We start from the raw sequence: 25,606 nt of genomic DNA, 5'->3' as shown, positions 1-25,606 counted from the left end.
GGGCCCTAGGGCGCCGCGCTCCCGCCGCCGGGATCGGCGTCGGCGCCGTAGCACCTGCCGACGACGGTGCTCCCGGCGGCTCCCATCCCATCACCGTCGGCCCCGCCTCCTGCGGCTCCGGTCGCGCCGTCATCGGCGCCGATCGCGCCCCCGGCGACCACCCGCAGCCAGTACTCGGAGCAGCTGCCGTTGACGACGATCAGGTGCTGGTCGTCCACGCAGGGCACCTCGGCCTGGTTGCCAGCCGCCTGCGCCAGCGTCCCGCCGCTCTTCGTGCCGTCGCGCTCGAACGACAGGTACACCTGCCACCATCGAGGGCGCGCGCCGAGGTGATGCTTGAGCGCGTACCGCATGCCGCCCGGGAAGTAGAGGAGCTCGCCGTCCGGCGCCGAGGTCTCGTAGATGCCCCCCTCCGGGGTGGCCTCGACGAACTCGATCGGCGGGTTCGCTTCCTCGGACCGGTCGCACCTGTTCGGCGAGCACCCCGCCGCGCACACCGCCGACGCGCCCACCGCCCAAGCGGCGGCCCACCTCAAGCGCTGCGCGGCGCTCCCGCCTGCGCCCTGGCTCCGCATCGCTCAGCCGAGCCAGCGCGCGGCGTCGAGCGCGTGGTAGGTGAGGATGAAGTCCGCCCCGGCGCGCCGGATCGACGTCAGCAGCTCGAGCACGGCGCGCTTCTCGTCGATCATTCCGCGCTCCGCGGCCGCCTTGATCATCGCGTACTCGCCGCTGACGTTGTACGCGCCGAGCGGCAGCGTCGTCACCTCGCGCACGCGCGCGATGACGTCGAGGTACGCGAGCGCAGGCTTGACCATGAGCATGTCGGCCCCCTCTTCCTCGTCGAGCGCCGCCTCGCGCAGGCCTTCGCGGGCGTTCCCGGGGTCCATCTGGTAGCCCGCCCGGTCGCCGAACTTGGGCGCGCAGTCGGCCGCTTCGCGGAACGGCCCGTAAAAGCCGGACGCGTACTTCACGGCGTAGGAGAGGATCGCCGTCCCCGTCAGCGACTCGGCGTCGAGGGCGCGCCGGATCGCGGCGACCCGGCCGTCCATCATGTCGCTCGGCGCGACCACGTCGGCCCCCGCCCTGGCGTGGACCACGGCCGCCTGCGCGAGCACCTCCAGCGTCGCGTCGTTGTCGACGTCCACCGCCCCGGACGCGTCCTGCCGCAGCAGGCCGCAGTGGCCGTGATCGGTGTACTCGTCCACGCACACGTCGGTGATCACGAGCAGCTCCGGCACGGCCTCCTTCATCGCCTTCACGGCGCGCGGCACGGGCCCGTCCGGGTCGTAAGCGCTCGTGCCCGACGCATCCTTGGTGCGCGGGAGCCCGAACAGGATCGTCCCGCCGATGCCGAGCTCCTTGCAGAGCCGCGCCTGCGCTGCCGCGGCGCTCACGGGCAGCTGCGAGACCCCCGGCATCGTCCCGACCGGCCGAGGCGCGTCGAGCGCCTCGTTGAAGAAGAGGGGGAGGATGAAATCTCCCGGATGGAGGGTTGTCTCGCGCACCAGGGCGCGGAGGGCGGGCGAGCGACGGAGCCGACGCGGTCTCTTCGTGGGGAACACGGCGGCGGAGCATAGCAGCCCTGCGCCCGCGTGAGCCGCTCCGGTCCAGAGGACCGCGCGATCCGTGGATCGCGTGGGCGCTGCGAATCGGTTAGTGTTCGCAGTGTTCGCAGTGTTCGCAGTGTTCGCCCGAAACCGCCAGCATGAGAACGGCCCTCCACTTCCCGTTTTCCCGCCGCGCTCGCCCACCCGCGCGCGGAGCTCGCGCCGGGCGCGGTCCGCGCGCGCAGCCATCGCTCAGCGGTGGGCCGCTCCAGAGCGCGCGGCCGAGCGCGCCGCCGAGCCGGGGCGCGGCGTCATCGGCTGGGGCGTCTGCTGGGACGACAGTGGGAGCGTGTCGTCGTCGTCATCCGCTGTCGAGCGCGCCGCCGGCTGCTCCGCAGGCGCCGCCGTGGCGGCGACCGTGACCGTTGCAATGTCGGACAGCGGGCACCACACGGTCCATGCCTCATTGCGGACGAAGCTATCGAGGGGGACCACTCCGCTCTCGATGCCGCGCGCGAGCTGGTCGAGCCTGACCGGCCCGACCGAGCGCTCCCCGTTGGTGACGTACCATCGGTCCGGAAAGCCGCGCTCTGAGCTCAGCAGCTCCTCGACCAGTTTCACAGATCTCATCGAATGGACTCCAGAAACCGCCGGACGTTGAATCGACCGGACGCGATTCTAATCCCATAACGCACCGGGTCAACATCACTGCAGAATCGCTATGACAATCAACGTCTGCCATGCATGAACGAGAGAATGACGGGAGTTTGACTGTGTTTCCGAGGCGTAACGATCCTTCCGAGGAGGGCCCCGGCGCGGCGGCTGCGGGGGCAATGAACGACGGAGCGCCGGGCGCGGCCAGGCCAGGCGTCGTGTACCTGGTCGGCGCCGGCCCGGGGGATCCGGGGCTCCTCACGTTGCGCGGCGCAGAGCTCCTCGCCACGGCCGACGTCGTGCTGCACGACGAGCTCGTCCACCCCGCGCTGCTGGACCGCGTGCGGGAGGGCGCCGACGTGCGCTCGGTCGGCAAGCGCGGCGGCGATCGGGTGGTGAAGGACGCGAAGCAGGCGGAGATCGACGCGGAGCTCGTCGCGCTCGGCCTCGCGGGCCGCAGCGTCGTTCGCTTGAAGGGCGGCGATCCGTTCCTCTTCGGGCGCGGCTCGGAGGAGGCGGAGGCGCTGGCGCGGGCCGGGGTGCCGTTCGAGGTGGTGCCGGGCGTCTGCTCTCCGCTCGGCGCGACGGCCTACGCCGGCATCTCGCTGACGCACCGGCACATCGCCTCCAGCGTGATGATCGTCAGCGGCGTCACCCGGGCTGGCAGATCCTTCGACTGGAGCGAGCTCGCCTCCGTCCGCGGCACCATCTGCGTCCTGATGGGCATGCAGGCCCTCGACGCGGTGGTCGCGGGGTTGATGGGGCCCGGGCGCCGCGATCCCGCGACGCCGGCGGCGGCGATCCAGTGGGGCACGCGGGCCGACCAGCGCGTCGTCTCCAGCCGCCTCGACGAGCTGCCTCGCCGCGTGAAGGAGGCAGGGATCGAGAGCCCCGCGGTCATCGTCGTCGGCGCCGTCACCGGCCTGCGCGACACGCTCCGCTGGTTCGATCGGAAGCCGCTCTTCGGCAAGCGCGTGCTCGTGACCCGGCCGCGCCACCAGGCGCGCTCGACGTCGAGGCTGGTGCGCCTCCGCGGCGGCGAGGCGGTGGAGCTCCCGACCATCGAGATCCACCCGCCCCCCGACCCGGCGCGCGTCACCGAGGCCGTCCGCGGCCTCGCCGGTTACCACGCCGTCGTCTTCACGAGCGAGAACGGGGTGGCCTGCTTCTTCAAGGAGGTGGAGCGGCTCGGCCTGGACGCGCGCGCCTTCGGCCCTGCGCGCCTCGCCGCGATCGGCGTCGGGACGGCCGCCGCGCTCGCCGCGCGCGGCGTCCGCGCCGACATCGTCCCGCGGGAATTCCGCGGCGAGGAGCTCGCGGAGGCCATCCTCGCCGACCCCGCGCTCGCCGGACGCCGGGCGGCGTCCCCTCGAGTCCGCGTGCTCCTCGCGCGCGCGCTGGTCGCCCGCGAGGTGCTCCCCGAGCGCCTCCGCGCCGCCGGTTGCGAGGTCGATGTCGTGCCTGTCTACGAGACCCGCCCTGCGTCGGCCGGTCGCCGCGAAGAGCTGCTCCGGGCGCTCTCGGCGGGCGCGATCGACGTCGTGCTGCTCACCTCGAGCAGCACCGTCGACAGCCTCTGCGATCTCCTCGGCGAGGGCGCCGCAGCGCGCCTCGAGCGCGTGCTCCTCGCGAGCATCGGGCCGATCACGACCGCGACCGCCGAGAAGCGGGGGCTCCGGGTCGGTGTGACCGCCGAGGTGAGCACCACAGCAGGTCTCCTGGACGCGCTGGATCGACATTTCACTGCATTGCAAGCGACCCCTGGCGGCGCCAGGAGCGAATGAGCTGGTCGCCCGCTGTGCGGCCGGCGCAGCTGCGGAAATAAAGAGAGCGTCGCAGCGGACCTGGGGGGGAAAGGTCTCCGCCGCGACGCTCGAACCCAGGGGAGAGCAGGGCGCGTGCCTGCGACTTCTTCAAGTCGATTCAGGTACTTAGCACGCCCCAGCAGGAGTCCCCTTGCGCTGCTGCGCCGCCACGGCGACAGAGATGCAAGGACGCTCCTGATTCAGCATTACGGTCGAACACCGACAGCGGCACTCCCCGGGCCGGAGCAGGCGTACAGCGTCACAGCCGGACAGCGCTGGTGAGATGAGCGCCCTCCGGCGCCGTTCGGCTCACTCGAACGTCGCTCGCACCACGAGGAACTTGTTGTTGAGCTCGATGGACGTGAGCTTCTCGAAGATGCGAGGGCTGCCGAGCTCGTTCGACAAGGAGCCGGTGCGTCCGTGCTCGGTGACGAAGTAGAAGGTCTTCACGCCCTTCTTCTTCTGCTCGTTGATGTAATCCTGGAACTTCTTCCCGCTCGACACGAAGGCCGCCAGCCGGTTGCCGGCATAGAAGTTCTCGCCCTTCCAGTTCAGCTGGTAGGCGACGAGCGGCCCTGGGATCTGCTGATTCGCGCGCACGTAGGCGAGCAACGTCTCGCGTTGCCCCCAGTGAGGCGACGTCCGCACGAAGTACACGTCGATGCCCCACGCCGTGAACACGACGGCGAGCGAGAGGAGCGCGTAGACGACATGGCGGCGCCAGCGCGCGACCATCAGCAGCAAGCACAGGGCAGCCGCGGCGGCGGTGAAGGCCCACAGGGCCGCGGAGAAGTCGAGCGACTGCGGCCAGGGGCGCTTGTAATTGTACGTGAACAGGTGCAGCAGCCTGGCCTGGCTCGGCTGTCCCTCGCGCACCATCGCGAGATCGCGCCCGACGAGGAACACGAGGAGCGCAGCGCCGAGCGCGACGGCGCCGAGCATCGCGCGCTCGTAGCTGACCACCGCGGCGGAGCGCGCCGACTGCACCGGCGAGGAGGCGCCGTCCGAGCAGCGCGCGAGCCCTCCCGCGCGGCCATCGAGGCGCAGCATGTCGTCGAGCAGGATCCCCGTGAGCATCGCTGCCGGCGGCACGGCCGGCAGGATGTAGTGATGGAACTTCGTCAGCATCAGCGAGAACAGCGCGAAGCCGAAGAGGAACCACATCGCCAGGAACACCGAGGCGTCGCCCTGGCGGACGTCGGCCGAGCCGCGCTCCCCCGGCGCCGCCCCCTCGCGCCGCCTGAGCCACCACACGAGCGACGCGGGCACGAGCCCGGTCCACGGGAACATCGCGTAGCCGAGCTGCCACACGTAATAGCGGAAGCTCACGTCGTCGCCCTCGTTCGTGTCGTGGACGTGGGTGAAGGCGCGCTTGAACATGTCGTGGAACAGGAGCCTGTCGGTGAACGGCTGGCCGTGCCGCGCGTACATCGCGACGAACCAGGGCAGCGCGATGCACGCGAGCACGAGCAGCCCGACGGGGATCTCCATCTTGAGCACGTCGCGGTACCGGCGGGAGACGACGACGTAGCCGAGCGCGCAGAGCACCGGGAGCCCGAAGCCGGCCGGCCCCTTGGCCATCGTGGACAGGGCAGCGAAGAACCACGCCGAGAGGAAGAGGAGCCGCTGGACGCGCCGCTCGCCCCAGCTGGCGTACAGGACGATCGCGAGCGTCTGCGCCCAGACGAGCGCCTGGAGCGCAGGCTGAAGGCCGGGGAGCACGGGCAGCACCGACCGGCAGGCCTCGTTCCCGGGCAGACCGCAGTTGCCCGGTGAGCCCGAGCTGAAGACGTCGCCGCGGAAGTGGAGGCCGAAGGGCGAAAGGCCGATCTCGACGTGACGCGAGAGCAGGTAGAGGATCTGCGGCAGCGCGCAGGCGAGGATCGCCCCCAGCACGAGGTGATAGGCCGAGAGGCCCACCTTGAGCGGGCCGAGATCCACCTCGTAGACGCGCGCCTCCTCCGCGTCGTCGGTGTGGATGCCGAGCAGGAGGAGCGCCATCGCCGCGGCCATCGTCGCGACGAAGGGCATGTCGGTCATGGTCTGGTGGGAGACCAGGAACCACTGCGGCATCGTGGCGAGGACGAGCCCCGCGAGCAGCCCCGCGCGGCGGCTGAAGATGCGCGAGACGGCCTTGTAGAGGAGATAAACGGCGATGAGCGTCAGCGCGAAGACGGGGAGCCTGACGGCCCACTCGGGCCACGGGGTGCGCCCCTCGGCGGCCGCCGAGAGCATCTCGCCCGAGCGGTAGCGGACGCCGAACGCGGCCATCGCGAGCGCCTGCATCCAGAAGTCGAGCACCGGCTTCGACCAGAACCAGCCGTCCTGCGCCCACCAGAGGGAGATCCAGTCGTTCCTGGCCAGGATCTCGCGCGCGACCTCGCCGTAGTGCGTCTCCCAGGGATCGGTGAGCGAGTGGCTCCCGAGCATGGGCAGGTAGAGCAGCGTGACGACGGCGACGAGCCAGAAGCCGTGCCGCCGGCCGAGGGGGCGCGGAGTTCCCGCCTCGTCGACGCGGCAGGGGCCGAGGCGCTCGCCGAACCGGAACGCGCCGATGACCGCCGTGAGAAACGCGGCAGGGACGGCGATGGCGGGCACCGCCAGCGAGAGCAGCGTCGGCGCGCCGTCCGACGAGAGGGGGCTCGGCGAGAAGAAGCCCGCGACGCTCAGCGTGATCAGGACGAAGAGCGCGACGAGCCCACCGCCGAGCAGCGCGAGCGGGCCGAGGAGGTCGTGGATCCCGACGCGCGTGGCGACGCGCTCGGGGGGATCGTCGAACGAGCCGAGCAGGTCGAGCAGACCGATCGCCGCGATGGCGACGCCGAGCGCGCCGATCGGGACACCCCAGCGCAGCTGAGGCGCGAGCGCCATCACGACGAACGTGAGGAGGGCGCCCGCGGCGGACACGGCAACGCCACGCCAGCGGAGCGGGTTGCCCTGCGGCACGAGGCGAGCCTCCTCGGCGTCGGCCGCGGCCCCGGCCATCCCGACCATGCCGTTGCTCCCCGCTGCCCCGTCGCCGGCGGAAGGCGCGCGTGGCGCAGGAGCGCTCGGGCTCTCCAGATCGCCAGCGGCCGTCCCGTCGCGGGCGTCCGCGGGCGCACCGCTGCGTTTGTCGTGTGTGTCGTTCATGGCTGCGCCGACCGCGGAACGAGGCGCGGCCCTGGCGTAGCAACTCCAGGACGCCGGACAAAGCAGCCACGGCCAGGCAGAGGCCGCGGTGCGCGCCTACTTCGTCAGGCGCGCGATCTCTTCCTTGATGATCGTCTCGGCGAGCACCGGCACGACCTCCCACACGACGCGCTCCACGATGTCGCGGGACAGCGCCATCACGGCCTCCACCTGATCGGAGGTGAGGCCGAGGCCCTCGAGCTTGCTCGCCATCTGGCCGTTGACCTGCGCGGAGGCGGTCGCGGCGACGGCGGCAGGCCCCGTCGCGGTCTTCGGCACGCCGGACACCGGCGTCGGCGAGAAGGCCATCGTCGTCGTGACCGGCACGTTCGCCGGGCCGCCCGGCGCCGTCTTGACCGAGGCCTGGGCCGGCGCAGCGCTCGTGGCCGGCGCGTTGGGCGTGTAGATGAGGGTCTTCGCGCGCTGGAGCGGGCTCGTTGCTGCCTGCTGCGCGGCGGCGGCGGGCTGCGCCGCAGGAGAGCGCGCGGGCGCAGGCGCCGCGGCAGCAGGGGCCGCTGCGGCGGCGGGCTTCGCTTCGCCGCGCGACGCCAGCAGCTTCTTGACCTTGTCGATCATCTGCTGGGTGTCGAACGGCTTGTCCATGTGATCGTCCGCCTGCGCGCCCGATCCCTTGGCGGGGTCGAACGGGTTCTGCTTGGACGAGAGGATCAGGACGGGCGTCGCCGGTGAGGCCTGCTTGATCGCCTTGCACAGCTCGTAGCCGTTCTTCGGCTCGAGCGTGACGTCGGCGATCACCAGGTCGGGTTTATCGCTCTTGAGCTTCTGCAGCGCAGCGTCGGCGCTGCTCGCCGTCACGACGCGGAAATCCTGACCCGCAAAGGTGATTTCGAGCACTTTGCGCATGGTCACGCTGTCGTCTACGGCGAGAAGGGTGCTGGCCACGAACGGGTCTCCTCTCAGATGGCGAGAAAGCGATGACGGCTCTGGATATCTTCGGCTCCGGTCGCGCGATGTGTCAACATTCGCGGTGTATTTCGCCCCCGCGGGCCCCGCGGATGTGCGTTTTTCGCGCCGGTAGAGCCCGGTCCCACGCTGGTGGGCGGAGCCGAGGCGCCCCCCTGTGAGCTTCTACATGCGTTCGCTCCGACCCGCCACTCCGCCGAGCCAGGAAGACAAAGCCGCCGAAACGACCGGCGTCCACCCGGCCGCCCAGGTACGACCTCCGCAGGATGGCCGCTGGACGGTGCCCGCCGAGCTGGATCGGCGCCCGCTGGACGGGGCCGTCCGTGCGCTGGCCGCGGTCTCGTGGTCCGACGCGCGCCGGTTGATCGAGACCGGCAAGGTGCTGGTCGGGAGCGCGGTGGCGCCGAGCGCCCGCCGGCGGGTGCTCGGCGGGGAGCTGCTCGAGATCCGCCTGCACGCGCCGAGGCCCGAGACCGTGCGGCGGCGCAAGCTCGAGGGCGAGCTCGTGGTCTACGCGGACGCGAGCGTCATCGTGGTGAACAAGCCCGCCGGGGTGAGCACCATCCCGTACGGCGACGAGGATCCCGCGGAGCAGGCCGCGACCCTCGACGCGCTGGTGCGCGAGGTGCTGGCCAGGCGCGACCGCCTGCGCGGGCGCGCGCCGCTCGGCGTGGTGCAGCGCCTCGACAAGGGGACGAGCGGGCTGCTTGTCTTCGCGCGGACGCTCGCCGCGAAGAAGCACCTCGCGCAGCAGCTCCGCGTCCGCGCGATGCACCGGCAGTACCTGGCGCTGGCGCACGGCGCCGTCCCGCGCGGCACCTACCGCAGCTACCTCGTCGAGGATCGGGGCGACGGGCTGCGCGGCTCGGCGCGAGAGGGGCGGCGCGAGGGGCAGCTCGCGGTGACGCACGTGGAGCCGATCGAGGTGCTCCGAGGGCCGCAGGAGGGGGCCGGCGCCGGGGGCGTGACGCTCGTCGCGTGCCGGCTCGAGACGGGACGCACGCACCAGATCCGCATCCACCTCGCGGAGGCCGGGCACCCGCTCGTCGGCGAGACCGTCTACGTGCGGGGCTACCGCGGGGCGAGGGTCCCGGCCGCGCGGCTGATGCTCCACGCGGCCGAGCTCGGCTTCAACCACCCGGCCGACGACCGGCCGATGCGCTTCCAGGCGCCGCCGCCCCCGGACTTCGACGACGTGCTCGAGCGGCTCCGCGAGCCGCAGCGGAGGGGTGCTACTTGACCTTGCCGCGGACCTCGGTCATCGCCGCAGCCGTGGCGTCGACCAGCGGCATGACCTTCGCGTAGTCCATCCGCGTCGGGCCGAGCACGCCCACGGTCCCGGCGACGCGGCCGTTCTCCATGTACGGCGCGGCGACGAGGCTGAGCTGGCCTCCACCGAGGTCGCCCGCCTCGCTGCCGACGAACACGGTGACCTCACCCGCGCCGGCGGCGAGCGTCCGGTCGAGCAGATCGACGAGCTCCTCGCGCTCCTCGAGCGCCTTCATCAGCTTCTTGAGCCGGTCGACATCGGCGTACTCAGGCAGATCGATCAGGCGGTTCTGCCCCTCGATGACGACCTCGCTCCGCGGGGTCACGTCGGCCATCGCCTTGCTGCCGAGCTCGAAGGCGCGGCGCCTCAGCGCGTCGATCTGGAGGCGCTCGTCGGCGAGGCGGCGGGCGAACAGGTCCCGGATCTCGCCCAGGGTGCGCCCCTCGATGACGTCGGTGAGCAGGTTGTGGATCCGGGTGAGCTCGCCCTCGTTGATCGCCTCGTCGGCCGAGATGAAGCGGTTCGCGACCGAGCCGTCGGCGAAGACGAGCACCGCGAGCAGCTGCCCGGGCTTGGTCGGGATGAAGCGCAGCTGGGCGAGGGCGCGGAGCTCCGCCCGCGGCGCCGCGACGACCGCCGCGGCGCCGGACAGCTCCGAGAGGTAGCGCCCCGTCTCGCGGAGCGGATCGTTCGCCCCCGCGTAGATCTCGGTGAACCTCGCGCTCAGCTCGGCCTGCTGCTCGGGGGACAGCGACCGGAGCTCGACGAGCGCGTCGATGAACAGCCGGAGCGCGCGATCGGTCGGGATCCGCCCGGCAGAGGTGTGCGGCTGGTGGAGGTACCCGGCCTCCTCGAGGTCGGCGAGCACGTTGCGGATCGAAGCAGCCGAGAGATCCAGCCCGTATTTCCGGGCGAGCGTCCTGCTGCCAACTGGGTCGCCCGTTGCGATGAACTCGGTGACCGCGGCGAAAAGGATCTTTCGAGCTCGATTGGAAAGATCACCCATGTCAGTTGCATGCCGCGCACAAGCGCGCCGCCGTGGCTACCTGGACCAGGGACCGCCCAGCCCGGGAAGCCATGCGGGCCGGACCTTCGCTCCCGTACGTCAAGCTGCGCGTGCGGGCGCTCGACCCACGGACGCGCATGCGACCCATTTTGAGGGGATCGCGCGGCCCGGTCAAATGTCGCGGTAGGATCGGGCAGGTGCCGCCCCGCGCACGGGGCCCCGCCCCACCGGATGGCGGCGCGGCCGGCCACGCGGCCACGCGGCCACGCGGCCACGCGGCCACGCGGCCACGCGGCCACGCGGCCACGCGGTTACGTGATTACGTGGTCGCTCGGCCCCCGAGAGGGTCGGCCTGCCTTGCTTCGCACGAGGGATGTACCGCAACGATGCCGCCCGCACGCCACGCCGCCGCTGCCTGCGCGCTCGCCCTAGCGCTCGGCCCCCTCGCCGCCGCGCCGAGCGCGCAGGGCAAGCCGAAGGTCAGGTACCACCAGGACTGGGCGAAGCACCCGTCGGCGCGCTACGCGGCCATGAGCGCGGAGCAATGCCGTGCGGCGCTCACGCAGCGGAAGATCGCGTTCCAGCCGGTGCAGCGCGCGCCGGGCGTGCTCGCTCCGGTGCGGCTGCCGGACGAGGTCGGCGGGGTCGTCTACCGGACGGCGCTGCCGGCCCATCAACGCGCTGGAAACCCGTACGACGTCTTCGACTGCCGCCTCGCGCTCGCGCTCTCGGACTTCAGCCGGATCCTCCGCGCGCACGACATCGACGAGGTGCTGATGTTCTCGGCCTGGCGGCCTCCGGCCAGGATGTGGCCCGAGGGCAAGCTCGCCACGAGGCACCCCGGCGGGCTCGCGATCGACCCCTACAGGTTCGTCAAGGAGCGCGTCGGCGGCGGGTTCGCGGAGGATTGGCTCGAGGTGGAGCGCGACTTCGTCGGCAGGCGCGGCGCGCCGGTCTGCGGCGAGAGCGCCGACCCGACCGGGCGGCGCCGCGGGGCCGGCAAGGGGGCGGGCAGCGGCCCTCCGGCGGACGCGGCGGCGCGAGAGCTGCGATCCATCGTGTGCGAGGCGGTGGACCAGCACATCTTCACGTCGATCCTCACGCCCAACTACGACCGGGCGCACAAAAACCACCTGCATCTCGAGGTGACCCCCGGCGTCCAATGGCATCTCGTGCGCTGATCCGGGAGGGGCCGTCCCCCCGCGCGCAAACCCGCTCTCCCTCCGAGGTCGACCCGCTATGTTAGCCCGCGTGCCCGCACGAAGACCCCCGCTCTCCCGCGCGTCCGCCGCGCTGGCGCTCGCCGCTGTCGCGCTGTCGTTCACGTTCGTCGGCTGCCCCTGCGTCAGCGGCCCCGTGAACGCGAGCCCTGGCCTCCGCTGGTTCCTGTTCTCGAACTTCGGCGCCAGCAAGATCTGCCCCGAGATGCTGAAGAGCGGGGTCTCGCTGCGCCTGCAGGACAGATCGGCGTCCATCGGGCGGTTCTTCCCGATGCAGTGCTCGTACGACGTCAACGACGCGGCCCAGACGATCACCGTCCACATCGCCGGCACGGGGTACGGCTACATGCAGCCGGCCAAGCGGGTGGGCTTCTCGCTCACGACGTCCGTCGAGTACCGACCCGACTTCCAGCTCGCGGACGACAACGTCTACGTGTGGGGACGGCTGAACCGGATCGTGCAAGGCCCGAGCTTCCAGCTGGGCTACGTCGAGAACCCCGTCATCGACGTGATGGCCAACGTCCCGCCGTTCGGAGGGCTCGCCAACGTGCTCGGCAACCAGATCGTCGCGGGTGAGCTGACCCGCGGGTTCACCGTCCTCTACAACGAGGAGACCGGGAAGGACTTCACGCTGGGGATCCTCATGCCACCCCAGCGACCGCACCACCCGTTCGAGGCCGAGGACGAGGAGCGGTACACCTTCGCGAACGAGACCGTCGAGGTGCACGCGCACCAGCGCGACTACCTCGGGCCGTTCGAGATCGCCGACTCGGACCAGGCGCTCTACCTCAAGGTCAGCGCGCAGGGCGCGCCCGTGGACCTCATGATCGTCGACAAGCCCACCGGCGACGCGTGGCGCGAGGCGTACCAGACCGGCAAGCCGCTCGGCCCCCCGCCAGGCCCGGTGCAGGCAGGCGGCCCTCTCCAGCCCGGGATCATCGAGACCCGCCGCTACGCGCTGCGCCCGGGCCTCTACTACGTCGTCATCGACAACACGGCGGCGGCCGGCCTGGTCGCGCCTCCCATCACGCTGCTCAGCCCCCTCGGGGGTTCGGCGGCTCAGATCAGCTACATGGCGCAGGTCGGCGAGTAGCGCCGACGAGCGTGGCACAGGCAGCATCGGCGAGGCCGCGCCACGTGGGCTCGGTCACCGGCCTTGACGCGGTTCGCCGCGAACGGGATAAACTCGCCATGGCCGTCATGGAGAGAGAGGGGAGCGGCGCCAGCCACGTGGACAAGATTGCCCTCGACCGGCTCCGCGCTCGCCTCCAGGCGTACATGGCGAAGAAGGGGCTGAGATCGACGGCGCAGCGCCGGCTGATCGTCGACACGTTCTTCTCCGGCGCCCCGCACATGACCATCGAGGACCTGCTCGCGGAGGTGCGCGCGCACGACCGAGGCATCGGGTACGCGACGGTGTACCGCACGCTCAAGCTGCTCGCGGAGTGCGGCGTGGCCTCCGAGCGCCGGTTCGGGGACGGCCTTAGCCGCTACGAGCTGGCGGACGACGCCAGCGCGCACCACGACCACCTGATCTGCGTCAACTGCGGGAAGATCATCGAGTTCGAGGAGCCGCGGATCGAGGCGCTCCAGGAAGAGATCGCCGCGAAGTACGGCTTCGAGGTGACCTGGCACAAGCACGAGATGTACGGCGTCTGCGCGGACTGCCGCGACGCCAAGGGCACCACGCCCGACGTCTCGTAGCCCGCCCCGGCGCGGCGAGGAGCCCCGCGCCGGCGAGCGCGCCCGGCGCTCAGCTCTTCGCGTCGAGCGCGCGGGCGTGGAAGACGGCCATGACGCCGCCGAGCAGCGAGGCGATGGGCGCGTAGGCCGGCGGGAGCACGAACGCGGCGATGACCGCGGCGCCGACGAGCGCCGGGGCGACGCTGAGCGCGAGCCCGACGCGCGCCTCGAGGCGCGTGCGGTGCGCGAGCGCGAGGGAGAGCGCGGCGTCGCGGACGTCGTCCGACGCGAGGACCGTGGAGAAGTCGGCGGGCGCCGAGCCGGCGGCGCCGAGCGCCACGGAGACGTCCGCGGCGCCGAGCGCGGCGTCGTCGACGCCCGCGTGGCCGAGGACGGCGACGCTCGTGCCCGCGTCGATCAGGCGACGCACCTCCGTGCCGCGATCCGCGGGGAGGATCTCGGGGCGGATGTGATCGATGTCGAGCGAGCGGCCGATCGCCTCGCACGTCTCGCGCGCGTCGCCCGACATCAGCACGGGCTCGATCTGCGCGTCGAGCAGGTGCTGGATGGCGGCTCGCGCCCCGGGGCGCAGCCCGTCCTGCAGGCCGATGATGCCGACGAGGCGAGCGCCGACAGCGACGAGGACCACCGTGCGGCCCAGCGCCTCGAGCTCGGCGACGCGGCTCTCGGCCGCGGCGATCGAGATCCGCTGCTCGAGCATGAGCGCGCGGTTGCCGACGCAGAGCTCCTCGCCGGACGAGGTGACGGCCGTCACGCCGAGGCCGGGGTGGAAGTTGGGGTTGCGCACGCCGTCGGGCCGCAAGCCGCGGGCGCGCGCGGCGCGGACGATCGCCGTCGCGACGGGGTGCTCCTCGGTGCGCTCCGCCCCGGCCGCGAGCGCGAGCACGTCGCTCGGCTTGAGCTTCTGGCCGGTCGCCTCCAGCTCCGCGAGCTCGGGCTCGCCGAGCAGCAGCGTGCCGCGGGCGCAGAACACGGCGACCGAGGTCTTCCCTGCGCGATCCCAGGCGTCGGCGCTCTTGTAGACGATGCCCCGGCGGAGCCCGAGCAAGATGCCCCGCGCGACGTGCACCGAGGCGATGGACGCCGTGATCGCCGTGGACAGCGCGGCGAGCACGGCGGCCGCGGTCATCGCGATCTCGACCGGAGCGCGCCCGGCGACGAAGGCGGAGAGCGCGCCGATCGCCGCGGCGCCGATCGCCCAGCGCTCGGTCAAGGCGCGGGAGGCCTGCGCGATGGGCGCGAGGGCGTCCGCGCGCCGGCGGGCGTCGAGCAGGACGCGCGCGACCGCGCGATCGCCGCCGGAGAAGGTGCACGCGCCGACGAGGCGACCCCGGACCACGGTGGCCCCGGCGACGACCGGGTCGCCGTCGCGGCGGCGGGTCGGCGTGGTCGCGCCGATCCAGGGGAGCACCTCGACGTCGCCGCCCGTGACGACGAGATCGACGGGGACGATCTCCCCCGCGTCGACCTGGACGCCCTCGCCCGGTCGCAGCTCGTAGAGCTCATCCCCGGCGCCCTCGACAGGACCGCCGTCGCCGCCGCGCTGAGGGGCGCGGTCGGCGGGCGCCTGGCCCTGCGCCCACGCGCCAGGCGGCCGGCGCGCCGGGGTCGAGAGCACGGATCCGATCCACGCCCGCTCCGCGAACACGCGATGTCGGGCGCTCTCGATGAGCCACGCGCTGATCGCGCTGGCGGTGGCGATCACGCCGGCGAGCGACGCGGCCTCGGCCGCGAGGGCGCGGTCCTGACCGAAGAGGGCCCAGACGGCGGCGACGAGCCCGCCCAGGACGGGGGCGAGCATCGGCGCAGGGTGCGGATCGGTGGCGTCGCGCGCGGTCGTGGCGGCGCGGCCAAGGAGCATCCCTGCGCTCACCGTGGCGAGCACGATCCGCGCGCCGATGACGAGCTTCGCGTCCCCGGCGAGGGTGAGCGCGACGGCCAGCGTCCCCGCGATGATCGCGAGCACGAGCAGGAGCGCGCCGATGTCCCGCGCGTCGACCGCGTCGTAGCGCTGCGGCTCCTCGCTCAGGATGGTGTTCCCGATGGGCTCGAGCAGCGCGCGATCGTCGTCGAGGACGGGCAGCTCGGGGAGCTTCTCGTCGAGCGACACGGGGGGAAACGCGTTTACGATCGGCGCGTCGAGCTCGGCGACGCGCGACGCGCCCTCGTCGGCGCTCGCCCGCGCGGGCTCCGCGCGCGGGGTGGTGGTGGAGGCGTGGTGCCCGCCGGCGCCCGGCGGCGCGCCCGGCGGGAGCCCCCGGGGAGGAGCGCCGGCGAAGGGCGCGCCCGACGCCGCGAGGCCCGCAGGCCGGCCGTCCCCCGGCGCAGGCGGCGCCTCACCGAGGAAGGCGTGGCGGCACCGCGCGTTGCAGAAATAATGGAAGCGCTGATCGAAGATCGCCACCTGCCCCGCGCGCAGCGGATCGATCAGCTTGCTGCAGCCCGAGCACGGGACGGGTGCGACGGCGGGACCCGCGGCGCGCGAGGCGACCACCTCAACCTGCAGCCGGCGTCTCGGAGAGCGCGGCCTCGACCTCGGCCAGCGCCTCGTCGATCTGCGCCTCGCTCACGATCAGGGGCGGCGTGAACCGGAGCACGCTGCTCCCCGCGATCGTGAGCAGCACGCCCCGATCGCGCGCGCGGCCGAGGGCGGCCCGCGCGTCGACGGTCGGCGCGAGGATGAGCCCGCGGAGCAACCCGCGACCGCGCTCGCCGAGGCACACGCCCGGCAGCCGCGCGGCGATCGCGGCGAGGCCGCGGCCGAGGTGCTCGCCGCGCTTCACGGCGGCCTCGCACAGCTTCTCTTCCTCGATGACCGCGAGCACCGTGCGCGCCGTGGCCGAGGCGAGCGCGTTGCCGCCGTAGGTCGAGCCGTGCGAGCCCGGGGGCAGCGCGCCGTTGAGCCGCTCCCGCAGCACCAGCGCGCCGACCGGGAACCCACCGCCGAGCCCCTTCGCGAGCGCCGCGGCGTCGCCCTGGACGCCGTCGTACGTCGCGCCGAGCCAGTGCCCCGTGCGCCCGATGCCGGTCTGCACCTCGTCGATGAGCAGCAGCGCGCCGTGCTCGTCGGCGATGCGCCGCAGCTCGGCGAGGAACCCGGCCGGGGCCGGCAGCACGCCGCCCTCCCCTTGCACCGGCTCGACGAGGATCCCCGCGACGTCCGGGCCCATGGCCGCGCGCACCGCCGCCGCGTCTCCGTACGGCACGTGCGTGACGCCGTCGAGCGGCGGGCCGAAGCCCTCGCGGTACTTCGGCGTCCCGGTCAGGGCGACCGCGCCGAGGGTGCGGCCGTGAAACGCGTTCTCGAACGCGATGATGCGGTAGCGCCCCACCTCGCCCCGGTTGAAGAAATGGCGGCGCGCGAGCTTGAGCATCGCCTCGTTCGCCTCCGTGCCCGAGTTGCAGAAGAAGGCGCGGTCGAAGCCGGTCTTCGCGCAGAGCTCCTCGGCGAGGCGGAGGTTCTCGGCGTTGAAGAAATAGTTGGAGACGTGCATCAGGCGGCCCGCCTGCTCGGAGATGGTCGCCACGAGCCGCGGGTGAGCGTGCCCGAGCGAAGCCACCGCCACCCCCGCGCACATGTCAAGGTACCGGCGCCCCTCCGTGTCGAAGAGCTCGCAACCCCTGCCGCGGTCGAGGACGAACGGCGGCTGGCGGTAGTTGCCGAGCAGGTGCTTCTGCGCCGCGAGGAGCGACGAGCTGGGCGTCGAGGCGTCCGCCGGAGGAGGTTCGGCGGCGGGGCTTGTGGCGATGCTCATGGGGGGCGATCTAACGCCGGGGGGGGCGTCAGAGCAAACGGTCGATGCAGCGCCCGCAGCGGATCGTGGAGACCCGGGCAATCTGCGCCTCCGAAGCGCCTCCGGAGCGCGTCCGGAGCGCCCCCGGAGCGCGTCCGGAGCGCGTCCGGAGCGTGCCCGGAGCGCCCAGGCGCCAGGCCCCGCGGGCGTCCTGGACCGGCGCGGCGGCGAGCACCGGCGCGCTCGGACGCCGGCGCCCGCCTCCGGCCGACCATGGGCGTGACGATTGCCAGCGGATCGCGGCTGGTTATAGTGCCGCCGTCCTATGAGCGATTCGGAACAAAATGGGTCGAACCAGAACACGGGGGAGACGGCAGAGGCGCAGGCGGAGCGCGCAGAGGCCGCGGAGCAGCAGACCCCCACCCCCGAAGACAAGCTAGGCGAGGCGCAGGCCGAAGCCGCGCGGATGCGCGAGCAGCTGCTGCGCACCGCCGCGGATTTCGACAACTTCCGTAAGCGCTCCCGGCGCGAGGTCGAAGAGGCGCAGCGCCGCGGCCGCGAGGCGATCCTGAAGGATCTGCTCCCGGTCTTCGACAACCTCGAGCGCGCCGCCAGCCACGCCGAGAGCGCGCCGGACGTGAAGTCGGTCGCCGAGGGCATCCGGATCGTGACGAAGCAGTTCGTCGACACGCTGGAGCGCATGGGCATCAAGCGCATCGCCGCGGTCGGCAAGCCCTTCGATCCCAGCGTGCACGAGGCCATCCAGCAGCTCGACTCGACCGAGCACCCCGCCGGCGTCGTGATCGCGGAGGTCCAGCCGGGATACATGCTGGGCGATTACCTGATCCGCGCGGCCATGGTCGTCGTCTCGAAGGGCTCGCCCGCCGAGCCGGCCGCGGCGAACTGAGCCTCCGCGCGGCGTCGCGCCGGCTCCCTCGGCGCACACCCCCGGCACGGTGCGCATCCTGGCGGTGATGGTGTCCGGGATCTGCCGTGCCCCGCTACCTCGCCGCACGATCTCCTCAAATATCGCGGGCGCCCAGGTCGTCTCCCCACCCGGCGAGCATCCAGGCCTGTAGTATCTTTCGCCGCATATGGGGAAGGTGATCGGCATCGATCTCGGGACGACGAACTCGTGCGTGGCTGTCGTCGAAGGGGCAGGCGTCGCCTCGGCCAACGATGTTCGGGTGATCCCGAACGCCGAGGGCGCGCGCACCACGCCGTCCGTGGTCGGCTTTCCCGCGAGCGGTGAGCGCCTGGTCGGGCAGGTCGCGCGCCGCCAGGCGGTCACGAACCCGCAGAACACCATCTATGCGGTGAAGCGGCTGATGGGCCGCAAGTTCACCGCGCCCGAGGTCAGCAAGCAGATCAGCCTCGCCCCCTACAAGATCGTCGAGGCGCCGAACAGCGACGCGTGGGTCGAGGTCAAGGGGCGCAACTACTCGCCGCCCGAGATCTCCGCGGTGATCCTCGGCCAGATGAAGCAGGTCGCCGAGCGGTTCCTCGGCGAGCCCGTGACGGAGGCGGTGGTCACCGTCCCCGCTTACTTCGACGACGCGCAGCGGCAGGCGACGAAGGACGCAGGGCGGATCGCCGGGCTGGACGTGCGCCGGATCATCAACGAGCCGACCGCCGCGGCGCTCGCCTACGGCCTCGACAAGGTGAAGGCCGAGACGATCGCGGTCTACGATCTCGGCGGAGGCACGTTCGACATTTCGATCCTCGAGATCGCGAGCGGGGTCTTCAGCGTCAAGGCGACCGGCGGCGACACGCACCTCGGCGGCGAGGACTTCGACCAGCGGATCATCGACCTGCTCGCCGACGAGTTCGAGGGGAAGAGCCGCATCGATCTGCGCCGGGACCGCATGGCGCTGCAGCGGCTCAAGGAGGCGGCCGAGAAGGCGAAGCACGAGCTCTCGTCGTCGCTCGAGACCGAGATCAACATCCCCTTCATCGCCGTCGGCCCGGGCGGCGGGCCGCTCCACCTCGAGCGGACGATGCGGCGCAACGAGCTCGAGATGCTCTGCGAGGGCCTCATCCGGCGGACCATCGACGTCTGTCGCGCCACGCTCGGGGACGCCAAGCTCCCCGTCTCCGCGGTCAACACGGTGGTCCTCGTCGGCGGCATGACCCGGATGCCCTCGGTGCAGGCGGCGGTGCGCGAGTTCTTCGGCCGCGAGCCGAACAAGGGCGTGAACCCCGACGAGGTCGTCGCGGTCGGGGCCGCGCTGCAGGGCGCCGCGCTCTCCGGACAGGTCGACGAGGTGCTGCTCCTCGACGTGACGCCGCTGTCGCTCGGCGTCGAGACCGGCGGCGGCGTGAGCTTCAAGCTCATCCCGCGGAACACGACCATCCCCACCGAGCGGAGCGAGATCTTCACGACGAGCGTCGACAACCAGAGCTTCGTCCCCGTGCACGTGCTCCAGGGCGAGCGCGAGATGGCCGCGGACTGCCGGAGCCTCGCCCGGTTCGAGCTCACCGGCATCCCTCCCGCGCCGCGCGGGCTGCCCAAGATCCAGGTCACCTTCCGCATCGACGAGAACGGGATCGTCCGCGTCGAGGCGCGGGATCTCGGGACGGGGCGGGTGCAGGAGATCCGGGTGACCCCCACGAGCGGCCTCACGCCGGACGAGGTCGAGCGGCTCGTCTCGGAGGGCGAGCGGTTCAAGGAGACCGACGCGCTCCGGCGCGATCTCGCCGAGCTCCGCAACCAGGCCGAGACCCTCGTCTACACGACCGAGCAGGCCCTCGAAGGCTACGGCGATCTGCTCGACGCCGAGCTCCTCGGCGAGGTCCACGCCGAGTGCGCGGCGCTGCGGAAGCTGCTCGAAGCCGGCGGCGACCTCGACGCGCTCCGGGACGCCTACGCGCGTCTCGAGGGGGCGGCGTTCCGGATCGCGGAGTCGATGTATGGAGGGGACGATGACGCCGGCGCGAACAAGGCCGTCGAGACATGACGCGCGGCTAGGCGACGCGGCCGGCGCGGCGGCGCCGGCTCGCGCGCCGACCGCGGGCCGCCCCCTCCGGAGCGCCGCGCGCGCTCAAGGCGCGAGGCTGCGCGGGGCGCAGGCGGGGCGATGCTGAGCGAGACCTTCGGGCGGTATCGCTTGCTCGAGCGCCTGGGCGAGGGCGGCATGGCCGAGGTCTTCAAGGCGAAGAGCTTCGGCGTCGAGGGGTTCGAGAAGGTCCTCGTCATCAAGCGCATCCTCCCCAAGCTGGCCGAGCAGGGGCGCTTCGTGGACATGTTCGTGCACGAGGCCAAGCTCGCCGTGCGCCTCTCGCACGCGAACATCGTGCAGGTCTTCGATCTCGGCCGCGTCGACCATCCGAACGGCGATCCGACCAGCTACTTCATCGCGATGGAGTACGTCCCCGGGCTCGACCTGGCGACGCTCCTCGCCCGCTGCCGGAGGGCGAAGAAGCCGATCCCCCTCGCCATGGCCGTCTTCATGACGGCCGAGATCGCGAAGGCGCTCGATCACGCGCACCGGCGGCGCGACGAGCAGTCGCGCCCCCTCGGCATCGTCCATCGCGACATCTCTCCGCAGAACATCCTGCTCTCCTGGGAGGGCGAGGTGAAGGTCACCGACTTCGGCATCGCGAAGGCGACGCAATCGATGACCGACGAGGAGGTCGGCGAGAACCGCGCAGGGAGGATCCGCGGGAAGCTCGCCTACATGAGCCCCGAGCAGTCGCGCGCCGGCGCGATCGACGGCAGGAGCGATCTCTTCTCGCTCGGCACGGTGCTCTACGAGATGCTCGCCGGGTCGAACCCGTTCGCGGCGCCGACGGCGTTCGAGATCATGCGGCGCCTGCAGGCGAGCGAGTATCCGCCGCTCGCGCTCGTGCGCCCCGACGTGCCCCGGTCGCTCGTCGACGTCGTGAGCACGATGCTCGCGAAGGACCCCGAGGATCGGTTCCCCGACGCCGGGCGGCTGCACGAGGCGCTCCTCGGCTTCTTCTACGCGACGGCCGAGCGGTTCGGGGCGAACGACCTCGCCGATTTCCTCGAGCCGTTCCACGAGGAGAAGAGCGCCGAGATCCAGGCGAGCGCCGTGCTCCAGGAGGAGCCGAACGCGGCCAACGAGCGCACGCCGGTCGAGGTGCCGCACACGACGAGCACGCACAGCCGCTCGGCGTCCGGGCTCCTCCAGCTGCTCGAGAAGGCCGACAGCGGCCCGGCCGCGCGCGGGCTCGGCGAGCGGCGCGAGGTCACGGCGCTCGTGCTCATCTTCACGGGATCCGAGGACGACGCGGCGAGGCGCATGGCGCGGGCCCGCGACGTGCTGGCGCGCTACGGCGCGCTGCTGCTCGAGCAGGAGGCGTCGCAGCTCGTCGCCGTCTTCGGGCTCGGCGACGCCGACGGCCGGGACACGGAGGCCGCGGTGCGCGCCGCCCTCGTGATCCTGCGCCCGCGCGGCGGGGGCGCCGCGGTCTCCGCCGGCATCCACCTCGCCCGCATCCTTGTCGACAGCGCCGGCGCCCCGATCCGCGACGAGCGGCTCACCTCGCTCATCGCCTCCGCCCAGGCGCTCGCCCGCGCGACCGAGTCCCAGGTCGCCGTGTCGAACCTCACCGGGCGCGTCCTCCGCAACGCGTTCGCGACCGAGGAGCTGCCCGGCGCGGGCCGGACAGCGCCCGAGGGGGGGCGCGTCGTCACGTCCGCGCAGCCCCCGGACGGCGCGTCCGGCCGCTTCATCGGCCGCCGCGACGAGCTCAAGCAGCTCGGCGACATCCTGGCCGCCGCCACGAGGAAGCGCGCGCAGATCGCCGTCATCCAGGGCGAGCGCGGCATCGGCAAGACGCGGCTGCTCGCCGAGATGGAGCGGCGGCTCTCGAAGGGCGACTACAACGTCGGCGTCTACGTCGCCTCGTGCCCGCACAACGGCGCCGACGTCCCGTGGAGCGGCCTCACCGCGATGCTCCAGGTGCTCTGCGGCATCCAGGAGGGCGACGACGAGGAGCGCATCCGCGCGGTGCTGCCGCGGCTGCGGGCGCTCGGCCTGCGCGACGACGAGTCCGCGGCCGTGCTCGGCCAGCTCGGCGCGGCGCTCGCCGAGAGGCGGGCGCCGCAGGGGACGACCGCGATCCTGCGCACGGCGTTCCCGCGCATGGTGCAGAGCCTGTGCGAGGATCGCCTCCACTGCTTCGCCTGGGACGACGCGCAGGCGATGGACCAGCTCACCGCCGAGACCCTGCTCGCCACCGCGGGCCGCGCCGGCGGGCTCCGCGCCGTGCTGATGCTGGCGACGCGCAGCGACCCGCCGCCGCTGCTCGAGGCGCACCCCCACTTCTACCGGCTCAAGGTCGGGGAGCTCTCGGACAGCGACAGCGCGCGCCTCATGTCGGCGCGCATCGGCGCGAGCTTCCTGCCGCCCGACGTGGTCGCCTTCTGCCGCGAGCGCGCCGGCGGCCACCCGCTCTTCCTCGAGGAGCTCATCAAAGAGCTCCTCGACTCCGGCGCGCTCAGCGTCGTCGGCGGCGTCGTGAAGGCGCGGCTCGACGGCGCGTCGGCGGTGCCGCGCTCGCTGCGCACGCTCATCGCGACCCGGGTGCGGCGGCTCGATCCGAGCGACCGCGCCGTGCTCCAGGCGGCGGCCATCCTCGGCGATCCGGTGCCGACCGAGGTCCTCGCGGCGCTCCTCCAGCAGAAGCTCCCGGCCGTGAACCGCGCGATCTCCGGGCTCGCGACCCGCGACCTCTTGCGGCTCAAGGGCCCCGCGCAGGCGAGCTTCGCGTCGCCGATGCACGGGGAGATCGTCCTCGACGCGATCCCGCCGGAGCTCCGCCGGGAGCTGCACGCCGCGGCCGCGGCGGCGTACCTCGCGGTCGTCGGCGAGGACGGCGCCGAGCACGCCGAGCGCATCGGGCAGCACTTCTACCAGGCCGGCGATCGCGACCGCGCCGCCACGTTCTACGCGCGCGCGGCGCTCCACAAGATCCGGGCGAGCCAGCTCGATCCGGCGCTCCGGCTCATCTTCCAGGCGCTCGATCTCGGCGACCACGCCCACCGCTCGCCGGCGGAGCTCTCCGCGTGGCTCGGCGCGCTCGCCGACGTCGTCGTGCGCGTGCGCTCCGCGCCCGATCTCGTCGACGTCGCCGTACGCGCGCTGCGGCGCATCGACGAGGCCGGCACGCCGGAGCAGAAGCTCGCGGCCCGCGTCGACCTGGCGCGCGCCCTCGGCGCGGTGGATCTCTTCGCGGACGCGTACGCGAGGCTCGAGGAGGCCTACGCCCTCGCCGGCGATCGGGAGGACCTCCGCCGCAAGGCGCTCGCGTGCGAGACGGAGATCGGCGTCCGGACGGGCGACTTCGCGCGCGCCGAGCGCGCCGTCGAGCAGCTCGAGGCGACGGGCGAGATCGACGATCCGAGGCTCCTGCTCGCGATCTCCCAGACGCGCGCGGCCACGGGCGACATCGCGGCGGCGCTCCGCGCCCTCGATCGGGCGGAGGCGCTCGGCGATCCGGGCGACCTCGCGGCGGCGAGCGAGCGCGAGAAGCAGCGCGTCCTCGTGCACGTGTTCCTGCGCGATTTCGACGCGGCGGTGCAGAGCTCCGCCCGCGCCGTCGACCTCGCCCGGTCCGCGGGCCTGCGCTTCGAGACGGCCGCCGCGCTGCACAACCTCGGCGACGCGAGCCGGCGGCTCGGCGATCTGCCGCGCGCCTACGCGTCGCTCACCGAGTCGAAGGAGCTCGCCGAGGAGAGCGGCCACGAGCGCCTCGCCTCCATCAACCGCGCGCACCTCGCCTACCTGGACGGGCTGAGCGGCGCGGCCGGCGCCGGCGAGCTCCTGCGCGAGCTCGCGCGCTACGCCGACGCGCGCTCCTACCGCACCGACGCCCTCGAGAGCCGGTACCTGCTCGGCGCGCTCCTGAAGCAGCGGGGCCTGGTCAAGGAGGCGCGGCGCGAGCTCGCCGAGGTGCTCGATCTCGCGTCCGCGTACGGCAACAAGCTCGTCGCGGACGACGCGCGCTCCGCGCTGTCCGAGCTCTGACCTCGCGCGCGCGACGCGCGGCGATCCACGCGACGCGCGGCGATCCACGCGACGAGCGGCCCGCTAGCGCACCGAGGGCCCGGTGGCCGGCAGGCCGCTCTCGTGCCGCGCGCGCGCCGTCCGCGTCACGCCGCGTCACGCCGCGTCACGCGCGCGCGACTCACTCGTCGGCGAGCTTCTTCTCGAGCGCCTCGAGGTGGGCGCGGACCTGCGGATCCGAGTCGCGCTGCGCCTCGATCTTGCGGACGGCGCTCATCACCGTCGTGTGATCGCGGTTGCCGAAGGCCCGCCCGATCTCCGGGAAGCTGCACTTCAGCCGCTGCTTGCAGAGGTACATCGCGACGTGGCGCGCGAAGGCCACGCTCTTGTGGCGGTCCTTCGAGGTGAGGTCGATCGAGCGCAGGTGGAAGTGGTGGCACACCGCGCGCTGGATGTCCTCGACGCTCATCATCTGCGCGCGCGGCGGCGACGTGGCCGTGATCTCGGCGCGCGCGAACGGGAGGTCGACGGGGCGGCCCGTGAGCGAGCTCTTGGCCGCCAGCCGGATCAGCGTCCCCTCGAGCTCGCGGACGTTGGAGCGGACCATCTGCGCGAGGTAGAGCGCCACGTCGTCCGTGAGCGCGATGCCCTCGAGCGCCGCCTTGTTCCGCACGATCGCGACGCGCGTCTCGAGCTCCGGCACCTGGATGTCGGCGACGAGCCCCCAGGAGAACCGCGAGACGAGCCGCTCTTCCATGCGCTCGAGGTTCTGGGGGTACTTGTCGCTCGTCACCACGATCTGCCGGTCGAGCGTGTGGAGCGCGTTGAAGGTGTGGAAGAACTCCTCCTGCGTCTGCTCGCGTCCGGCCAGGAACTGGATGTCGTCGACCAGCAGCACGTCGCAGCTCGACCTGTAGCGCGTGCGGAACTCGTCCATCCGGTGGTGCTGGATGGCCGTGATGAAGTCGTTCGTGAACTTCTCGGCCGAGACGTAGATGATCCGCGCGTCCGGCCTGCCCTCGAAGACGCGGTGCGCGATCGCGTGCATGAGGTGGGTCTTGCCGAGCCCCGTGCCGCCGCAGATGAAGAGCGGGTTGTAGCGGCGTCCTCCGCCGCCCGCGGCCGCGATCGCGGCCGCGTGCGCCAGCTGGTTCGAGGGGCCCACGACGAAGCTCGCGAAGGTGTGCTTCGGGTTGAGGTCGTCCGGCATCGACGGGACGCGCCGGAGCGCCGGCTCGGGGCGAGGCGCCGGCGCCGGCGCCGCGCTGGTCGGACGCACCACGAGCGCCCGCGGACGCACCGGGGTGAGCTCCACGCGCTGCGCAATGGGCGCGTCGAGGTTCTGATCCACCGTCCACGCGACCTGGACCGACCAGCCGGTGAGCTCTCGGATCTTGTCCGTGAGCGATGGCAGGAAATTGTCCCTGACCCACTCGAGGACGAACTCGTTCTGGACACGCAGCGTCAGGACGCCGTCGGTCAGATCATCGAACTGAACTCCGCCGAACCACTGATCGAAAGTGGCCGGGGAAAGCGTCCGCGTATGCTCGATCGCCCGATCGAAGACCTCGCGCGGCTCGTGTTTCGGAATCGTCAT

General features: G+C 72.5%; 17 protein-coding genes. 8 read left to right on the top strand and 9 right to left on the bottom strand.

The features are described from left to right. Window positions 1-5: 5 nt before the first annotated feature. The 3 genes from WMF27_RS00085 to WMF27_RS00075 form a co-directional block, all read right to left on the bottom strand. The gene (locus WMF27_RS00085) at window positions 6-575 is read right to left on the bottom strand and encodes a hypothetical protein (RefSeq protein WP_437943693.1); all 570 of its coding nucleotides are present in this window, start codon (window positions 573-575) and stop codon (window positions 6-8) included. 3 nt (window positions 576-578) lie between these two features. Further along, entirely contained in the window at window positions 579-1,580 is a 1,002-nt protein-coding gene (hemB, locus tag WMF27_RS00080) for a porphobilinogen synthase (RefSeq protein WP_437769918.1), read from the bottom strand. Window positions 1,581-1,799: 219 nt separating this feature from the next. Further along, the gene (locus tag WMF27_RS00075; RefSeq protein ID WP_437762314.1) at window positions 1,800-2,177 is read right to left on the bottom strand and encodes a DUF4339 domain-containing protein; all 378 of its coding nucleotides are present in this window, start codon (window positions 2,175-2,177) and stop codon (window positions 1,800-1,802) included. A gap of 203 nt (window positions 2,178-2,380) precedes the next feature. Between WMF27_RS00075 and cobA the strand changes: the two genes are divergently transcribed. Beyond that, on the top strand, window positions 2,381-3,985 hold the full coding sequence (cobA, locus tag WMF27_RS00070; RefSeq protein ID WP_437762315.1) for a uroporphyrinogen-III C-methyltransferase: 1,605 nt from the start codon (window positions 2,381-2,383) through the stop codon (window positions 3,983-3,985). 330 nt (window positions 3,986-4,315) lie between these two features. On the opposite strand, the gene WMF27_RS00065 is transcribed toward cobA, so the two are convergent. Beyond that, window positions 4,316-7,138 (bottom strand): ArnT family glycosyltransferase, encoded by a 2,823-nt coding sequence (locus WMF27_RS00065; RefSeq protein WP_437762316.1) that lies wholly within the window; start codon window positions 7,136-7,138, stop codon window positions 4,316-4,318. Window positions 7,139-7,234: 96 nt separating this feature from the next. Then, window positions 7,235-8,080: a response regulator transcription factor gene (locus WMF27_RS00060; RefSeq protein WP_437762317.1), complete on the bottom strand. Its 846-nt coding sequence runs from the start codon at window positions 8,078-8,080 to the stop codon at window positions 7,235-7,237. A gap of 301 nt (window positions 8,081-8,381) precedes the next feature. On the opposite strand from WMF27_RS00060, the gene WMF27_RS00055 reads away from it, so the two are divergent. Continuing rightward, window positions 8,382-9,341, top strand: a complete 960-nt coding sequence (locus WMF27_RS00055; RefSeq protein ID WP_437762318.1) for an RluA family pseudouridine synthase — start codon at window positions 8,382-8,384, stop codon at window positions 9,339-9,341. Here WMF27_RS00055 and hrcA read toward each other — a convergent pair. Beyond that, window positions 9,334-10,377: a heat-inducible transcriptional repressor HrcA gene (hrcA, locus tag WMF27_RS00050; protein ID WP_437762319.1), complete on the bottom strand. Its 1,044-nt coding sequence runs from the start codon at window positions 10,375-10,377 to the stop codon at window positions 9,334-9,336. The two genes, WMF27_RS00055 and hrcA, sit on opposite strands and share 8 nt — an antisense overlap. Window positions 10,378-10,763: 386 nt before the next feature. On the opposite strand from hrcA, the gene WMF27_RS00045 reads away from it, so the two are divergent. From WMF27_RS00045 to WMF27_RS00035, 3 genes are all read left to right on the top strand, one after another. Then, window positions 10,764-11,558 carry a hypothetical protein gene (locus WMF27_RS00045; protein WP_437762320.1) on the top strand — a complete coding sequence of 265 codons (795 nt, stop codon included), beginning with the start codon at window positions 10,764-10,766 and terminating at the stop codon, window positions 11,556-11,558. A 70-nt stretch (window positions 11,559-11,628) separates the two neighbouring features. Beyond that, window positions 11,629-12,690, top strand: coding sequence for a hypothetical protein (locus WMF27_RS00040; protein WP_437762321.1), 1,062 nt, complete (start codon window positions 11,629-11,631; stop codon window positions 12,688-12,690). 98 nt (window positions 12,691-12,788) lie between these two features. Then, entirely contained in the window at window positions 12,789-13,301 is a 513-nt protein-coding gene (locus WMF27_RS00035) for a Fur family transcriptional regulator (RefSeq protein ID WP_437762322.1), read from the top strand. A gap of 49 nt (window positions 13,302-13,350) precedes the next feature. On the opposite strand, the gene WMF27_RS00030 is transcribed toward WMF27_RS00035, so the two are convergent. Both WMF27_RS00030 and WMF27_RS00025 read right to left on the bottom strand, forming a co-directional pair. Beyond that, entirely contained in the window at window positions 13,351-15,795 is a 2,445-nt protein-coding gene (locus WMF27_RS00030) for an HAD family hydrolase (protein WP_437762323.1), read from the bottom strand. A 1-nt stretch (window position 15,796) separates the two neighbouring features. Beyond that, a complete protein-coding gene (locus tag WMF27_RS00025; protein WP_437762324.1) occupies window positions 15,797-17,056 on the bottom strand; it encodes an aspartate aminotransferase family protein in 1,260 nt (419 codons plus the stop codon). A gap of 304 nt (window positions 17,057-17,360) precedes the next feature. Between WMF27_RS00025 and grpE the strand changes: the two genes are divergently transcribed. The 3 genes from grpE to WMF27_RS00010 all read left to right on the top strand — a co-directional run bounded on the left by grpE (window position 17,361) and on the right by WMF27_RS00010 (window position 24,030). Continuing rightward, complete coding sequence (grpE, locus tag WMF27_RS00020; RefSeq protein WP_437762325.1) at window positions 17,361-17,942, top strand: nucleotide exchange factor GrpE; 582 nt, start codon at window positions 17,361-17,363, stop codon at window positions 17,940-17,942. Window positions 17,943-18,129: 187 nt separating this feature from the next. Then, window positions 18,130-19,992 (top strand): molecular chaperone DnaK, encoded by a 1,863-nt coding sequence (gene dnaK, locus WMF27_RS00015; RefSeq protein WP_437762326.1) that lies wholly within the window; start codon window positions 18,130-18,132, stop codon window positions 19,990-19,992. A gap of 120 nt (window positions 19,993-20,112) precedes the next feature. Further along, window positions 20,113-24,030: a serine/threonine-protein kinase gene (locus WMF27_RS00010; RefSeq protein WP_437762327.1), complete on the top strand. Its 3,918-nt coding sequence runs from the start codon at window positions 20,113-20,115 to the stop codon at window positions 24,028-24,030. A gap of 160 nt (window positions 24,031-24,190) precedes the next feature. On the opposite strand, the gene dnaA is transcribed toward WMF27_RS00010, so the two are convergent. Continuing rightward, on the bottom strand, window positions 24,191-25,606 hold the full coding sequence (gene dnaA, locus WMF27_RS00005) for a chromosomal replication initiator protein DnaA (RefSeq protein WP_437762328.1): 1,416 nt from the start codon (window positions 25,604-25,606) through the stop codon (window positions 24,191-24,193).

The organism is Sorangium sp. So ce281, from assembly GCF_051527395.1.
In the GTDB taxonomy this organism is placed as follows: Bacteria; Myxococcota_A; Polyangia; order Polyangiales; family Polyangiaceae; genus Sorangium; species Sorangium cellulosum_B.
This window is presented reverse-complemented; position numbering and strand designations above follow the sequence as displayed.